15 protein-coding genes are annotated in these 15,307 nt (G+C 70.4%); 6 read left to right on the top strand and 9 right to left on the bottom strand.

Annotation, left to right across the window (positions count from 1 at the left end):
* Positions 1-9: 9 nt before the first annotated feature.
* From betA to ACZ63J_RS28565, 4 genes are all read left to right on the top strand, one after another.
* Positions 10-1,665: a choline dehydrogenase gene (betA, locus tag ACZ63J_RS28580; RefSeq protein ID WP_465401896.1), complete on the top strand. Its 1,656-nt coding sequence runs from the start codon at positions 10-12 to the stop codon at positions 1,663-1,665.
* A gap of 182 nt (positions 1,666-1,847) precedes the next feature.
* Positions 1,848-2,168 (top strand): bifunctional 3-phenylpropionate/cinnamic acid dioxygenase ferredoxin subunit, encoded by a 321-nt coding sequence (locus tag ACZ63J_RS28575; protein ID WP_465303373.1) that lies wholly within the window; start codon positions 1,848-1,850, stop codon positions 2,166-2,168.
* Positions 2,165-3,295 (top strand): NAD(P)/FAD-dependent oxidoreductase, encoded by a 1,131-nt coding sequence (locus tag ACZ63J_RS28570; protein ID WP_465401898.1) that lies wholly within the window; start codon positions 2,165-2,167, stop codon positions 3,293-3,295. Before ACZ63J_RS28575 ends, ACZ63J_RS28570 begins: the two co-directional genes overlap by 4 nt.
* Before the next feature lie 38 nt (positions 3,296-3,333).
* Positions 3,334-3,819 carry a putative immunity protein gene (locus tag ACZ63J_RS28565; RefSeq protein WP_465401900.1) on the top strand — a complete coding sequence of 162 codons (486 nt, stop codon included), beginning with the start codon at positions 3,334-3,336 and terminating at the stop codon, positions 3,817-3,819.
* Here the strand turns inward: ACZ63J_RS28565 and ACZ63J_RS28560 are convergent.
* The 8 genes from ACZ63J_RS28560 to pdhA all read right to left on the bottom strand — a co-directional run bounded on the left by ACZ63J_RS28560 (position 3,812) and on the right by pdhA (position 11,310).
* The gene (locus ACZ63J_RS28560) at positions 3,812-4,837 is read right to left on the bottom strand and encodes a class I SAM-dependent methyltransferase (protein ID WP_465401902.1); all 1,026 of its coding nucleotides are present in this window, start codon (positions 4,835-4,837) and stop codon (positions 3,812-3,814) included. The two genes, ACZ63J_RS28565 and ACZ63J_RS28560, sit on opposite strands and share 8 nt — an antisense overlap.
* Before the next feature lie 64 nt (positions 4,838-4,901).
* Positions 4,902-5,801 carry a hypothetical protein gene (locus tag ACZ63J_RS28555; RefSeq protein WP_465401904.1) on the bottom strand — a complete coding sequence of 300 codons (900 nt, stop codon included), beginning with the start codon at positions 5,799-5,801 and terminating at the stop codon, positions 4,902-4,904.
* Positions 5,798-6,373: a hypothetical protein gene (locus ACZ63J_RS28550; RefSeq protein ID WP_465401906.1), complete on the bottom strand. Its 576-nt coding sequence runs from the start codon at positions 6,371-6,373 to the stop codon at positions 5,798-5,800. The genes ACZ63J_RS28555 and ACZ63J_RS28550 overlap by 4 nt, the downstream gene beginning before the upstream one ends.
* Positions 6,374-6,468: 95 nt before the next feature.
* On the bottom strand, positions 6,469-7,473 hold the full coding sequence (locus ACZ63J_RS28545) for a hypothetical protein (protein ID WP_465401908.1): 1,005 nt from the start codon (positions 7,471-7,473) through the stop codon (positions 6,469-6,471).
* Positions 7,470-8,018, bottom strand: a complete 549-nt coding sequence (locus ACZ63J_RS28540; protein WP_465401910.1) for a hypothetical protein — start codon at positions 8,016-8,018, stop codon at positions 7,470-7,472. Before ACZ63J_RS28540 ends, ACZ63J_RS28545 begins: the two co-directional genes overlap by 4 nt.
* 55 nt (positions 8,019-8,073) lie before the next feature.
* Positions 8,074-9,252 carry a dihydrolipoamide acetyltransferase family protein gene (locus tag ACZ63J_RS28535; protein ID WP_465401912.1) on the bottom strand — a complete coding sequence of 393 codons (1,179 nt, stop codon included), beginning with the start codon at positions 9,250-9,252 and terminating at the stop codon, positions 8,074-8,076.
* The gene (locus ACZ63J_RS28530) at positions 9,245-10,240 is read right to left on the bottom strand and encodes an alpha-ketoacid dehydrogenase subunit beta (RefSeq protein ID WP_465401914.1); all 996 of its coding nucleotides are present in this window, start codon (positions 10,238-10,240) and stop codon (positions 9,245-9,247) included. The genes ACZ63J_RS28535 and ACZ63J_RS28530 overlap by 8 nt, the downstream gene beginning before the upstream one ends.
* Positions 10,240-11,310: a pyruvate dehydrogenase (acetyl-transferring) E1 component subunit alpha gene (gene pdhA, locus ACZ63J_RS28525; protein ID WP_465401916.1), complete on the bottom strand. Its 1,071-nt coding sequence runs from the start codon at positions 11,308-11,310 to the stop codon at positions 10,240-10,242. Before pdhA ends, ACZ63J_RS28530 begins: the two co-directional genes overlap by 1 nt.
* A gap of 194 nt (positions 11,311-11,504) precedes the next feature.
* On the opposite strand from pdhA, the gene ACZ63J_RS28520 reads away from it, so the two are divergent.
* Complete coding sequence (locus tag ACZ63J_RS28520; protein WP_465401918.1) at positions 11,505-11,921, top strand: Lrp/AsnC family transcriptional regulator; 417 nt, start codon at positions 11,505-11,507, stop codon at positions 11,919-11,921.
* 110 nt (positions 11,922-12,031) lie between these two features.
* Here ACZ63J_RS28520 and ACZ63J_RS28515 read toward each other — a convergent pair whose 3' ends face one another.
* Complete coding sequence (locus ACZ63J_RS28515; protein ID WP_465401920.1) at positions 12,032-12,460, bottom strand: GNAT family N-acetyltransferase; 429 nt, start codon at positions 12,458-12,460, stop codon at positions 12,032-12,034.
* Between the two features lie 248 nt (positions 12,461-12,708).
* Between ACZ63J_RS28515 and ACZ63J_RS28510 the strand changes: the two genes are divergently transcribed.
* A complete protein-coding gene (locus ACZ63J_RS28510; RefSeq protein WP_465402214.1) occupies positions 12,709-15,303 on the top strand; it encodes a glycoside hydrolase family 3 N-terminal domain-containing protein in 2,595 nt (864 codons plus the stop codon).
* Positions 15,304-15,307 lie beyond the last annotated feature (4 nt).

Below are 15,307 nucleotides of genomic sequence, written 5' to 3'. Positions count from 1 at the left end.
GGAGGACGCATGAGTGAAAACTACGACTTCGTCATCGTCGGCGGTGGTTCGGCGGGCTGCGCGCTGGCGAACCGGCTGTCGGCCGACCCGAACAACAAGGTCCTGGTCCTGGAAGCGGGGCGGTCCGACTACAAGTGGGACGTCTTCATCCACATGCCGGCCGCGCTGACCTTCCCGATCGGGTCGAAGTTCTACGACTGGGGCTACCGAAGCGAGCCCGAGCCGCACATGAACCGCCGTCGCATCTACCACGCGCGCGGCAAGGTGCTCGGCGGGTCGTCCAGCATCAACGGGATGATCTTCCAGCGCGGCAACCCGATGGACTACGAACGCTGGGCCGGTGACGCCGGAATGTCCACTTGGGACTACGCGCACTGCCTGCCGTACTTCCAGCGGATGGAAAACTGCCTCGCCGACGCGCCCGACGGGCAGTGGCGCGGCCACGACGGGCCGCTCGAACTCGAGCGCGGCCCGGCGTCGAACCCGTTGTTCCAGGCGTTCTTCGACGCCGCCGAGGAAGCGGGCTACCCGCGCACCGACGACGTCAACGGCTACCGGCAGGAAGGCTTCGCGGCCTTCGACCGCAACGTCCGAAAAGGACGCCGCTTGTCGGCCGCGGGCGCTTACCTGCACCCGGTGGAGAACCGCCCCAACCTCACGGTGAAGACGCACGCGTTCGTGTCCCAGATCCTTTTCGACGGCACCCGCGCGATCGGCGTCGAGTACGCCGAGGGCCGGGGTGTGCCGGGTGAGGTGTACGGCAAGGAGATCATCCTCTGCGGCGGGGCCATCAACAGCCCGCAGCTGCTGCAGCTCTCCGGCGTCGGCAACGCGGCGGATCTGGAGAAGCTCGGCATCGACGTCGTCAAGGACCTGCCGGGGGTCGGCGAGAACCTGCAGGACCACCTGGAGGTGTACATCCAGTACGCCTGCAAGGAACCGGTGTCGATGCAGCCGTCGCTGGCCAAGTGGAAGCGGCCCTACATCGGCGCGCAGTGGCTGTTCCTGCGGAACGGCCCGGCCGCCACGAACCACTTCGAGGGCGGCGGGTTCGTCCGCTCGAACGACGAGGTGAAGTACCCGAACCTGATGTTCCACTTCCTGCCGGTGGCGATCCGCTACGACGGTTCGGCGCCCACGGAAGGCCACGGTTACCAGGTGCACGTCGGCCCGATGTACGCCGACACCCGCGGCTCGGTGAAGCTCACCTCGACCGACCCGCGGCAGCACCCGGCGATCAAGTTCAACTACCTGTCCACGGACAACGACCGTCGCGAATGGGTCGAAGCCGTGCGGGTGGCGCGGAAGATCCTCAACCAGTCCGCCATGGACCGGTACAACGGCGGGGAGATCTCGCCTGGGCCGTCCGTGGAAAGTGACGAGGAGATCCTCGACTGGGTCGCCAAGGACGCCGAGACGGCGCTGCACCCGTCGTGCACGGCCAAGATGGGCGTGGACGAGAAGTCCGTCGTCGACCCGCAGACCATGCGGGTGCACGGCACCGAGGGCCTGCGTGTCGTCGATGCGTCGGTGATGCCCTACATCCCCAACGGCAACATCTACGCGCCGGTGATGATGACCGCCGAGAAGGCGGCCGACCTCATCCTCGGCAACACCCCGCTGGCGCCGATCAAGACGCCGTTCTACCGGCACGGCGAGAACTAGCCCGGACGCAGGAGCGCCCGTACCGCCATCCTCGGTACGGGCCTTCGGTGTGCCCGGATTATCCGTTAGCGGGTAACAAAAACTACCGGGGCGTACCCCCTTGACGGCGTCCACCTGGGGATTCAGACTTTGTTGCGGATCACAGTTGATGTTCCCCTATGCGCAACAGTCTCGGAGGACCCATGATTCGCGCGTGCACGGTGGACGAGCTGCCCCCGGGTGAGTCCGTCCGGATCCCGGGGTCGCCCGCCATCGCGGTGTTCCACACCGACGACGGGGAGCTGTACGCCATCGACGACACGTGCACCCACCAGGACGCCTCGCTGGCCGACGGCTGGCTCGAAGGCTGCTTCGTCGAGTGCCCGCTGCACGCGGCGCTGTTCGACCTGCGCACCGGCATGCCGAGCTGCCTGCCGGCGAAGGAAGCGGTGCGCACGTACGCGGTCGTCGTCGACGAAGGTGTCGTCTACGTGGAGGGCACGGCTCGCGAGGACGCCGCGTGAAGCGCATCGCGGTTGTCGGCGCGTCGCTCGCCGGGGTCCGCGCCGCGCAGGAGCTGCGCGCGCAGGGCTACGACGGCGGGATCGTGCTGATCGGCGAAGAGGCGCACCTGCCCTACGACCGGCCGCCGCTGTCCAAGGGCTTCCTGGCCGGGACGGCTTCCCGGGCGTCGCTGGAGCTGCTCGACGCCGGCGATCTCGCGTCGCTGGCGCTGGACTTCCGGCTAGGCGTGCGGGCCACGGCGCTGGAGCCGGCCGACCGGCGGGTCCGCCTCTCCGACGGCGGGTCGGTGCACGCGGACGGCGTCGTCGTCGCCACCGGCGGCCGGGCGCGCACCTTGCCGGGCTTCGAAGCCGCCCACACGCTGCGGACGATCGACGACGCTCTCGCGTTGCGCGCGGCCCTGGTGCCCGGGGTCCGGGTGGCGATCGTCGGCGCCGGGTTCATCGGCGCCGAGGTGGCCTCGACGTGCCGGTCGCTGGGCCTCGACGTGGTCGTCCTGGAAGCGTTGCCCGCGCCGCTCGCGCCGGTGCTGGGCCCGGACCTGGCGGCGGTCTGCGCGCGGCTGCACGCCGAGCACGGCACGGAGCTGCGCTGCGGGGTGTCGGTGACGGGCATGTCCGAAGCAGGCGTCCACCTGGCCGACGGGTCGCTCGTCCCGGCCGACGTGGTCGTGACCGGCGTCGGCATGACCCCGGCGACGGACTGGCTGGCCGGGTCCGGGCTGACCGTTTCCAACGGCGTCTGCGTGGACGCGGGCCTGGTCACGGAACTGCCTTCGGTGGTCGCCGTGGGCGACGTCGCGCGGTACGGGGGACGTCGGCACGAGCACTGGACGAACGCGTCCGAGCAGGCGCCGGTCGCGGTGGCGAACCTCCTGTCCGGGCAGACCTCGCGGACGTACACCCCCAGCGGGTACGTCTGGTCGGACCAGTACGCGGGACGGCTGCAGCTGGCCGGGCACCCCCGCCCGGACGACACGCTGACGTTCGTCGAGGGCGGGCCTTCGGACGCGTCCTTCGTGGCGACCTGGCACCGCGACGGCGCGACGGTAGGGGTGTTCGCTTTGAACAACCCGAAACTGTTCAATCGCCTGCGACGTCCGCTTCGGGTGCCGGCGGCCGTCTGAAAGTCTCAACCGGCGGTTCAAAGATACGCTTCAGCCACATGGAGCTGACTCTGGACGAGCTGCGGGCGCTGACCGGCTGGGCCGCCGGCTGTGCTTCGCGGGCGCTGCCGTTGATCCCGGACGATCCCCGCCCGGCGGCGGCGATCGCGGCGGCGCGGGAGTTCGCTTCGGGCGGCCCGCGCACGAAAGCCTTGCGCACGGCAGCGTGGGCGGCGCTGAAGGCGGCGGGCGCGACTTCCGACCCGGCGGCGGCCGCCGCGGCCCGCGCGGCAGTCGGCGCGGCGGGCGCGGCCTACCTGCACCCGTTGGAGTCGCCGCACCAGGTGAAGCACATCGTCGGCCCGGCGCAGCAGACGGCGTTGGCGCACGAACTGGCCGGCGGCAACGCGAACGCCGAGATCGCCTGGGCCCTCGAGCACGCTCCACCGGAGGTACGCGACATCCTGAGCCGCTTCCCACCTGGCAAACCCGGCAAGTCCCGGCTCGGCGAGCTGCACCGGCAGCTGGAGTCGGCGCTCAGGTGACGATCGGGCGTTCGACGACCACGGTGGCCATCAGGGAGTGGCCGACCCCGAGTCCTTGCTGGGCTTGCTGTTCCCACGCGAAGAGCGACCTCGCCAGCTCCTTCGCGTGCTCGGCGGACGGCAAGGCGGCCGCGGCGAGGATCCGGTTCCAGCCTTCGGCGAAGGCGTGGAAAAACAGCTCGACCGGTCGTGGCGCGTGCCCGGCGGGCGGCTCGAACCGCAGCCGGGCGGGGTCGACGTCGGTGGCGCCGCGGGCGAGCTCGTTGAGGAGGGTGCGGTAGGGCGGGATCGCCGGGTTGAAGGACAGCGTGGCGGTGTGCCGGCCCGCGAGGATCGACCGGTCGGTGAACGTCGTCCCGCTCAGCCGGGCCCCGGCCCGGATCGCGGCTTCGACGAGCGCAGCGTCGAGCGACCCGCGGTCGAAGAAGCTCATCCGGTCGTGGAGGGTCTCGGTCGCGTCCTCGAAGAAGCTCATGTTGTACGACCAGCGGGTTTCCGGCCACTTCGGCGTCCACTCGACCGAGTAGCGGCCGAGGACGTCGACCACGAGCACCGCGCTGTCGCGGGTCTCGACGATCCGCCGCATGAGACCGGTGAGGACCTCGACGACGTCCTCGTGGGGCAGGTGGGAGTAGGGCACCCCGCAGGAGAGGTAGAGGTCGAAGTCGCCCGCGGGCAGTTCGGACCGCATGTCCGCGACGGCGAAGGTGGCCGGCCGCCCCGCATGCAGCGCGCGGGCGGTGTCGACCATGTCGGGATCGATGTCGACCCCGAGGTAGTCGAGGGTGTGCTCGTCGGTGAGCGGGGCAAGGGCGCCGTGCGGCTCGGTCAGCAGGGCAAGGCCGTCCCCGGTGCCGCACCCGACGTCGAGCACCCGCAACGGCCGGCCGGGCTCCCGCCGGATCCGGCCGATGGCGTCCCGCAGAACCCGGTGGGTGACCAGTTCTTCCAGCATCGTCTTGACCGGATCACGCCGTTTGGGCGAGGTGTAGTGGGCCGTGGCGTCGCGGTAGGACATGATCAAAACGTAGTTCATCACCGGTGGCGGCCGGGGCGGAATTCGCTAGAGAGCCGGCTGTGTGTCAGTGGCCGCTGATCTCCCGCACGGCCGTCCCGGCTTTCTTGTCCCGGAGCATGCTGCGCACCGCGCGAATGACGTTGTTGATCCCCGTCACCGGCAGCCTGGCCTGGTGGTCGGGGTTCCGTTCGTCGGAGATGCCGACCACGATCGCGCTCCTGTCGCCGCTGGAGACCACCAGGCGGAACTCGTGCAGCAGGGGCCGTTCGAACCGGTGGCCGCCGTCGCCGGCGTCGGTGGTCTGGGCCGTGAGCGAACTTCCCCGGCTGATCGCGGTCGAAACCGCGACCACGTCCGCGTAGTGGTACTCGTGGGTCTCCTCCTGGAACAGGCCGGCGACTCGCAGGTCGATGACGCAGCGGTACAGCCCCAGGTGGTAGTCCGTCGGGCAGATCACCAGCACGGCGTACTGGGAGAACCGCCAGACGCCGTCCTGCCCCACCACCGCGCGGGACGTCGGCACCGGCCCGGTGACGACCATCGGTTCACGCACGATTTCGCCGACGGCCGGTCGCGCCAGCGGGTCCCAGTCCGCAGGATCCAGTTCGAGGTCCTCGGCGGTCAGGTCCAAGTGGGCGAGCGCGCGCTGCCGCACCTTGCTCAGCTCGTGGTCCCGGATCTTGTCGATGATCGTGTCCCGGGGCTTGGGCAGCGCGGCCTCGAACGCGCCTCGGTAAGCCTCGAGCAGCAGAAGCCCCCGCACGAAGCCCGCGCCACCGGCGATCACCACGATGGCTCCCGGCAACCACGAGCCGAGCACGCAGACGACCACTCCGAGCACGATCGCCACGGCGCCACCGCCGGCGAACAACCAGACGCGGGAACGTTCTTCCGCGGTGGGCACGGCCGCGAAGTAGCGGTCGACGACTTCGCGGCGGTCTTCGTCGGCATCGGTGAACGTCATCTTCCGGTCTCCCGGTCCTGTTTCGCTGCGAGGAGCTGCCAAACCCGGTTCTCGGGCGCGGTGACGTGGTCGAGGATCTTCCGGACCCGATCCGGATCCGCCGCGTCGACGAGGGCGCCCACCGAATCGGATACCGGCCCACCCCGCTCCCAGAACCGGCCACGGTCCTCTTCGGCCAGCAGCAAGAGGATCTGTGCGTGGGGCAGAAGAACGGCGCGGCGGAGGCACTCGCGGACGGCGGTCATCTCATGGTTCGACCTGACCCGGTGCGGCCGGTTGCCGCGCAGGAGGGCGAGCGCGAGCAGGAAGTCCAGCTCGGAGTCGTCCGGGGTGTCGCGCCGAGCCCGGCCGAGGTCGGCCAACGCCGCTTCGTAGTCCTTGCGGTCCAGAGCCCGCGCCCCGTCGGCCAGAAAGTCCCGGTCGGCGCTCCCGTGGTGGTGCACCCCGCCCAGGTACACGGCTCCGCCGTGCACCACACCTGTGTTGACGTTGTCGATGCTCCCGCTCTGGAAGACCGTGCCGTGCACGTCCCCGCGCGAGGTGTTGCGGGTGCCGTTCCCGGGCTGTTCCATGGCCCTACAGTCGCCGGCGCACCCGACGTTGTTCCACCCTGCGACCGAGCGGATCGGGATTCAGCCGAACGGGTCAGCGACGCGATCTCCGTGAGCTAGAGAGCGAGCTCGTCCAAGTCGCTTTCCAGCCTCGCGCGCCAGGTCCAGCGCCGTTCCGTCGTGTCCGCGTTCTCGCCGGCCGGTGGGCCCAGGGGCAGTGCCGGGTCCACGATGCGGAACGTCACGCGGTAAGCCAGCACCGAAGCCGCCGTGCGGATCCACGTGTCGCCCGCCGCTCCGGCCGGTGGGGCCACGCCCAGTGCGTGGCCGAACCACGTCGGCAGCAGCGCGTTCGAGCCGAGCGCGTCGGTAATCCTCGTCCGCAGCCGCACCTGCAGGTCGTGCCACGCTCGCTCGGCGCGCTCCAGCTGGGGCACGATCCGGGCCTCGACCGCGTCCGCCTCGCGCAACGCCAGCCGCGCCTGGTCCGCCGCCTCCGAGGCCGCCGGGATCTCCTCGTCCAGCAGCGTCCGGCGCCGGGTCGACAACGCCCGCAACGACGACTCCGCGTCCCCTCGGGCCCGCGAAGCGCGGTCCGTCGACGCCAGGACCCGCATCACCTCGAGCAGGTCGGTGTCACACCGGGCCTGCGCTTCGTGCACCGAAGCCAGCCGCGCGATCTCCTGCTCGTGCCGGGCGCGCTGCTCCTTCGTGACGAGCTCCTTGTGCAGGTCGTCCCAGCGCGCCGCCTCCGCCGCGAGCGCCCGGGTCTCCGCGCCGACGTCGTCGAGGTTCACCTGGGGCACGCCGTCGGACACCCGCACCGCGCGTTCCAGGGCCTGGACCTGCTGCTGCAACCGGTCCAGCTGCCGGCCGAGCAGGTCGATCCGGTCCTCCTGCCGGTGCCCGCCGCCGCGCTCGAGCCGGTCGGTCAGGTCCGCGACGTCCTGGCGCAGCCCGCGGTCGCGGTCGTCGGCCTCCTCGACCGCGGCGCGCAGCCCGTCGACCGCCGCGAACAGCTCGTCGAGGTCGCGGCGCGTCGGGTCCGCGGCCTCCGGGTAGTCGGCGTACTCCTGTTCGAACCCGGGGTCGTCGCCGTAGGTCGCGTAACCGTGGCTCACGGGATCCGGCTTTCCCGCCACAGCAACGCGGCCGTGGCCGCGACGCCCAGCGCCGCCAGGACCGTGCAGACCACCGACCCGGCCCACGGCACCAGCGCGGCCACCAGCACTCCGGCCGTGACGCTCCCCGCCCACGCGGCCCGCGTCCGCTCGCGGATGACTTCGCCGACCCGCCGGACCGGGCCGAAGCCGATCCACAGCCCGGCCGCGAACAGCGGGACGAACGCCAGCAGCCAAACCGGCGACAGCACGTCGAACAGCACCAGCGCCGCAGCGACCAGCGGAACCAGCACCGGCGCGGCCGCGAAGTACACCACCGCGCGCTGCGTCGCCGCGTGCCGCGACTCGAGCTCGGCGATGGCGAGCCGGTGCTTCGCCTCGTCGAACGCCAGCTCGGCGTCGAGCAGCCGGTGGGCCGTCGCGACGAGCTCGTCCATCACCTCGACGTCGCCGGGCGGGGTCACCAGCCCGGCGCGCAGGTCCTGCTTGAGCCGGCCCACGCGCGCTTCCGCCTGGTCCCGGTCGTGCTGGGCTGGAGTCGTCACGCGAACACTTTAAGTGCCACGGCCGTCACATCCGGCCAATCCGCCCGGTGAGTCGCTAGAGGTCGCCCAGGGCCGTGACCGGCGACTCGATGCAGTCCGCGACGAACCGGAGGAACCCGCCCGCCGTGCCGCCGTCGCAGACGCGGTGGTCGAAGGCCAGCGTCAGCTCGCAGATCTTGCGGGCGACCAGCGCGCCGTCGACCACCCACGGCCGGTCGATGATCCGGCCGATGCCGAGGATCGCGGCCTCGGGGTGGTTGATGATCGCGGCCGAGCCGTCGACGCCGAAGACGCCGTAGTTGTTCACGGTGAACGTGCCGCCGGTGAGGTCCGCGGGCGGCAGCTTGCCGTCGCGGGCGGTGCGGGCGCGGTCGCCGATCGCCGCCGAAAGGTTCCGGGTGGACAGCTCGCCGGCGTCGCGCACGACCGGGACGACCAGCCCGCGGTCGGTCTGCGCGGCGAAGCCGAGGTGGATCCCGTCCAGCAGGACGATCTCGTCGCCGTCGACGCGGGAGTTCAGCTCCGGGAACTTCTTGAGCCCCGCGACGGTGAACCGCGCGATCAGCCCGAGCAGGCTCACCGGCCGGTCGGTCTTCGCGTTGAGGGCCGCGCGGGCGGCGACCAGCTCGGTCGCGTCGACGTCCACCCACACCGTCGCTTCGGGGATCTCGCGTCGCGACGTCGTGAGCTTGGTCGCGACGGCCTTGCGGACGCCGGTCAGCGGGATCCGGCGCTCCCCTTCCGTTTGGGGCTTCTTCAGGAGCGCTTCGACGTCGGTCCGGCGGATGATCCCGCCGGGGCCGGTCGGGGTGACCGTCGTGAGGTCGATCCCGTTGTCCGAAGCCAGCTTCCGGACGAACGGCGAGATCACGCCGGGCGCCTTGGCCTTCGGCGCGGGAGCCTCGACGCGGCGGACGCGCTTGCGGCGCGTCGTCGGCGCGGTCCCGTAGCCGATGAGGACGTTGCCGCTGCCGCTCGATGTCGTCACGCCCGGCTCGGCGAACCCGCCGACGCTCAGCAGCGGCGCGCCGACCGGGAGCAGCTGCCCCGGCTCACCGTGCAGCGCGGACACGACGCCGGCGAACGGCACCGGCACCTCGACCGCGGCCTTCGCCGTCTCGACCTCGACGACGATCTGGTCGATCTTGACCGTGTCGCCGACACCGACGTGCCAGTTGAGGATCGCCGCCTCGGTCAGGCCTTCGCCGAGGTCCGGCAGCAGGAAGTCAGGCACCGGCCACCACCGGGGTGTCGGCCCACTGCAGGCGCGCGATCGTGTCGAGGATCCGGTCGACGTCCGGGAGCATGTGGCGCTCGAGCTTCGGCGCCGGGTACGGGATGTCGAGCCCGGTCACGCGCAGCACCGGCGCGTGCAGCTGGTGGAAGCACTGCTCCGTGACGCGAGCAACGACCTCGGCGCCGTACCCGCCGAAGCCGGCGGCCTCGTGGACGACCACCGCGCGGCCGGTGCGGCGCACGGAAGCCGTCACGGTCTCGTCGTCGAACGGCGACAGCGAGCGCAGGTCGACCACCTCGACGTCCCAGCCCTCTTCCTTCGCGGCTTCGGCGGTTTCCAGGGCGGTGGCGACCATCGGGCCGTACGCGATGAGCGTGACGTCCTTGCCTTCGCGGCGGACGACGGCCTTGTCCATGCCCGGGCCGCTGCGCGTGAAGCTGACCTCTTCCCCGGACCAGTAGCGGACCTTCGGCTCGAGGAAGACGACCGGGTCCGGCGACTCGATGGCGTCGCGAAGCAGGTCGTAAGCGTCCTGCGCGGTGCCCGGCGTGACGACGCGAAGGCCCGGCGTGTGCGTGTAGTAGGCCTCGCTGGAGTCGCAGTGGTGCTCGACGCCGCCGATGCCGCCGGCGTAGGGGATCCGGATGACCATCGGCAGCGAGAGCGCGCCGCGCGTGCGGTTGCGCAGCTTCGCGACGTGCGAGGTGATCTGCTCGAACGCGGGGTAGGCGAAGGCGTCGAACTGCATCTCGACGACCGGGCGGAAGCCGCCCATCGCCATCCCGACGGCGAACCCGACGATGCCGGATTCGGCGAGCGGGGTGTCGAAGCAGCGGTCCTCGCCGAAGTCGGCGGTGATGCCGTCGGTGACCCGGAAGACGCCGCCGAGCGTGCCGACGTCCTCGCCGAACACGAGCACCCGGTCGTCGTCCTTGAGCGCGTCCCGCAGGGCGGCGTTGAGCGCCTGCGCCATCGTGGTCGTCATCAGGCCTCCAGCTCGGCTTCGAGGGCCGCCCGCTGGAGTTCGAGCTGGCGGGTCGGCTCGGCGTAGACGTGGTCGAACAGCGACATCGGGTCGAGCTCGGCGTCGGCGTTCAGGGTGTCGCGGACGGACTCGGCGAACTCTTCGGCTTCGGCGTGGCAGAGCTCGATTTCGTGCGCGGTGAGGGCGTCCCCGAGGTAGGTCTCGAGGCGCTTGAGCGGGTCCGCTTCGCGCCACTTCGCGACTTCGTCCGCGTCGCGGTAGCGGGTGGCGTCGTCGGCGTTGGTGTGGGCGTCGATGCGGTAGGTGTGGGCCTCGACGAGGACCGGGCCGTGGCCTTCGCGGGCGTGCTTCACGGCGTCGTCGAGAACGGCGAGCACCGCGACGGCGTCGTTGCCGTCGACCTGCTCCGAGCGCATGCCGTAGCCGATTCCCTTGTACGCCAACGCGGGCGCGGCGCTCTGCTTCTCGAAGGGGACGGAAATGGCGTAGCGATTGTTCTGCACGAAGAACACGACGGGCGCCTTGAAGACGGCGGCGAAGTTGAGCGCCTCGTGGAAGTCGCCTTCGCTGGTGGCGCCGTCTCCGATGAGCGCGAGCGCGACGGCGTCTTCGCCGCGTCGCTGCATCGCGTGCGCGAGACCGGCGGCGTGCAGGGTCTGCGTCGCGAGCGGAGTGCACTGGGGCGCTACGCGCGTCTCGACGGGGTTGTAGCCGCAGTGCGCGTCGCCGCGAAGGAGCGTCAGGACTTCGCCGGGCTTCAAGCCGCGCGCGACGAGGGCGACGGAGTCGCGGTAGGTCGGGAAGAGCCAGTCGTTGTCCTGGAGCGCGAGCGCGGCGGCGACCTGGCAGGCCTCCTGGCCGGCGCTGGAGGGGTAGACGGCGAGGCGGCCCTGCTTGGTGAGGGCGGTCGCCTGGACGTCGAAGCGGCGGCCCAGGACCATCTGCCGGTAGACGGCTTTCAGCCGGTCCTTCGTGGGCTCGGCGTACTCGCCGTGCTGGTCGACGCGCGTCCCGTCCTCGGCGACGAACCGCACCGGCGACACGGACGGCAGCAGGGTCTCCGCGGCCATGGCGCACACCACCTCTCGCAGACATATGATGCTGAAATGGTCGTTCTTGGTGGTCGTCTGTTCAAGGGTTGGCGGAAATGAGCGACAAACGGCCTCCAACAGGCCCCTCTCCGGACCAAACGTCTTCCGACTCCCAGCCACTGGACGGTCTCACGGGACGAACGGTCCCGGCCCTCGACGAGGTCGACCGCGCGATGCTGGCGGAGCTGTCCGCGGACGGCCGCCTGGCGGTGCGCGCGCTGGCGGAGAAGCTGCACATCTCGCGCACGAACGCGTACGCGCGGTTGGAGCGCCTGATGGCCGAAGGGGTGATCACCGGCTTCGGCGCGCGCATCAACCCACGCCGGGCGGGCCTGGGCACGTCGGCGTACATCATGGTGACGGTGGAGCAGACGTCCTGGCGCACGATGGCCACGGACCTCCACGCGATCCCGTACGTCGACCACGTGGCGCTCGTGGGCGGCGACTTCGACATCCTGCTGCTGGTGCGAACACCGGACAACACAACGCTGAGGGACGTGGTCCTGGAGCGGCTGCAGGCCCTGGAGGGGGTCCGGTCGACGCGGACGTGGCTGATCTTCGAGGAGCTGCCGGGCTCGGTGCTCGGCTGAGCCGTTCATGCCCCTCCGATCACGCGAGATACGCGCCGGATCACGCGAGTTCCGGTTCCGATCACGCGAGTTCCGGTTCCGATCACGCGGCGCAAGGTGTCGATCGGTACTCAGAGGGCCGGCTCGCGGTCCTCGAACGTCCACACGAGAACCGTCTGACCGTCCTCCGCCTCCCCTCCCGCCCGGCGGTAGGTCGACAGAGCCGCGGTGTTGTCCGCCGACGTCACCACCCACATGCCGTAACACCCGCGCTCCCGGGCCACGTCCGCCAACGCCGTCACGAGGGCGCGGCCGATCCCCCGCCCCTGGAACCCGGCGTCGACGCCGAGCTCGTACAGGAACATCTCCGTCCCCTTGTCCGGGTGTGTCATCTCGACCCCCGTCACCATCCCCGCCGGCTCGTCGTTCACATACGCGATCAGCAAGTGGTGTCCCTCGGACGCGAGGAAGCGCTCTGTGGCCGAAGGTCGCGGAGGGTCGTCGAAAAGGTGCCCGGCCCGCGCGACCGGCGCAGGCGAAGTGATCCGGCGGATGTCCATGGGGCACGACCTTTGCCCCGCAGCACCCTTGACCGCAAGCACCGCACCCGCTAGACGCGCCCAACCACCGGGCGACTCTTATTTTATGTCGAGAATTAACTTGCCCCGCAAGCGTCCGAAACTATTGACGCCGTCCCCTTCGCCCGGTGAGGATCGGCCGGTCCGCCGTTCATCGCAGAATGGACCAGACCATGGCCAGAAGATCCCGCGCGTGGTCCCGTGCGCGCCGAAGTTCGCTCGTCACCCTGATGAGCCTCAGCCTGCTGGGCGGAGTCGCGCAGGCGATCCCCCAAGCGGCCCAAGCCGCGGAGCAGCCCGTCATCGGGCAGCCCGCCAAGGACAAGTACGGCTGCGCCAAGATCGAGCCGAGCCTGCCCACCCTCGCGGACTGGCCCAAGGTCGACAGCCGGTTCAAGGGCAAGGCCGGTGACGAGGCGCGCATCGCCCAGATCGTCTCCGGGATGACCCTGGAGGAGAAGGTCGGGCAGATGACGCAGCCCGAGATCACCTCGATCACCCCCGCCGAGGTGAAGCAGTACGCCATCGGCTCCGTCCTCAACGGCGGCGGCGCGTGGCCGGGCGGCAACAAGCACGCCACCCAGCAGGACTGGCTGAACCTCGCCGACGCCTACTGGTACGCCTCCAAGTCGAGCCGCACGAAGATCCCCGTCATCTGGGGCATCGACGCCGTGCACGGCAACAACAACGTCTACGGCGCCACCGTCTTCCCGCACAACATCGGCCTCGGCGCGGCGCACGACCCGTGCCTGGCCCGCGACGTCGCCGCCGCCACCGCGCGGCAGATCCGCGCCACCGGGCAGGACTGGGCGTTCTCGCCGACCCTCGCCGTCGTCCAGGACGACCGCTGGGGCCGCACCTACGAAGGCTTCTCCGAGGACCCGCGCATCACCCGCGCCTACGGCTACGAGGCCATCGACGGCCTCCAGGACGAAGCCACCAAGCGCATCGGCTCCAGTGGCGTCATCGCCACCGCCAAGCACTTCATCGGCGACGGCGGCACGCTCAAGGGCCAGGACCAGGGTGTCAACCCCTCCTCCGAAGCCGACATGATCAACATCCACGGCCAGGGCTACTACGGCGCGCTCGCCGCCGGCACCCAGACCGTGATGGTGTCGTTCAACAGCTGGACCAACACCGACCTCGGCATCAACGAGGGCAAGCTGCACGGCAGCGACAAGGCGCTGAACCAGATCCTCAAGGGCAAGATGGGCTTCGACGGCCTCGTCGTGTCCGACTGGAACGGCATCGGCCAGGTCACCGGCTGCACCAACTCCTCCTGCCCGCAGGCGATCAACGCCGGCATCGACATCGTGATGGTGCCCGCCGACTGGAAGGCGTTCATCACCAACACGATCGCCCAGGTGCAGAACGGCCAGATCCCGATGGCCCGGATCGACGACGCCGTGACCCGCATCCTGCGCGTCAAGCTGCGTGACGGGCTGTTCGAGGCCCAGGCGCCGTCGGACCGCTCGTTCGCCGAGTCGGCCGAGGCGCTGACCGACCACCAGCTGGCCCGCGCGGCCGCCCGCGAGTCGCAGGTGCTGCTGAAGAACAACGGCAACGTGCTGCCGCTCAAGCCGAAGTCGAAGGTCCTGGTGGTCGGCAAGAGCGCCGACAGCATCCAGAACCAGACCGGCGGCTGGACGCTGAGCTGGCAGGGCACCGGCAACACGAACGCCGACTTCCCGAACGCCACCTCGATCCTCGCGGGGCTCAAGGAGGACCTCGGGGACGCCAACGTCACCTTCGACGCCACCGGCAACACCGACCCGAAGGGGTACGACGCGGTCATCGCGGTCATCGGCGAGACGCCGTACGCCGAGGGTGTCGGCGACCTGACCCGCAAGACGCTCGAGGCGTCGAAGCTCTACCCCGAGGACCTCGCCGTGCTGGACAAGGTCAGCGGCAAGGGCACCCCGGTCGCCACCGTCTACGTCGGCGGCCGCCCGCTGTACATGAACAAGGAGATCAACCGCTCCGACGCGTTCGTGGCGGCCTGGCTGCCCGGCTCCGAGGGCGGCGGCGTCGCGGACCTGATGGTCAAGGGCAAGGACGTCAACGGCGGGTACACGGCCAAGCTGTCCTACTCGTGGCCGAAGAGCGCGTGCCAGTCGCCGCTCAACCCGTGGTCGCCGGACTACGACCCGCTGTTCAAGCTGGGTTACGGTCTGAAGACCGGCCAGCGCGTCACCATCGGCCAGCTGGACGAGACCCCCGGCCCGGCGACCTGCGGGTCCACCGGTGGCGGCGGGACGGCGACCGAGGACCTGTCGATCTACGACCGGACCGACGTCGCGCCGTACACCAGCCAGATCGGCTCGGCTTCGAACTGGGGCGGCACCGCGATCGGCCCGGACGGCACGGCCGAGCACCCCGAGATCAACACCGTCCCGACGGACGTCAACGTGCAGGGTGACGGCCTGAAGACGACCTGGACGGGTACCGGAGCGGCTCAGCTCTACATGCAGAACACGGCGGGCACGAACGACCTGCGCAGCTACCTGAACGCGGACGGGGCGCTGGAGTTCGACACGACCGTCCAGCAGGCGCCGGTCAACCGGACGGTGATCAGCATGCACTGCGTCTACCCGTGCTTCTCGGAGGTGAACGCGACGAAGCTGTTCACCGACCTGGCGGGCGGCCCGAAGACGACGGTCAAGATCCCGTTGTCCTGCTTCAACAACGGGCTGGACTTCGAGCACATCAACACGCCGTTCCTGGTCTACACCGACGCCGCGTTCCAGGCGTCGTTCGCGAACGTGCGGTGGGTCCCCAACGGGGCGAAGGATCCTGATGCGAGACCTTGTTCGAGTTTGACCTAGGTGC

It is taken from the genome of Amycolatopsis sp. NPDC104863 (genome assembly GCF_055582965.1).
The sequence above is the reverse complement of the archived record's forward strand: the minus strand, read 5'-3'. Positions and strand labels throughout refer to the sequence as shown.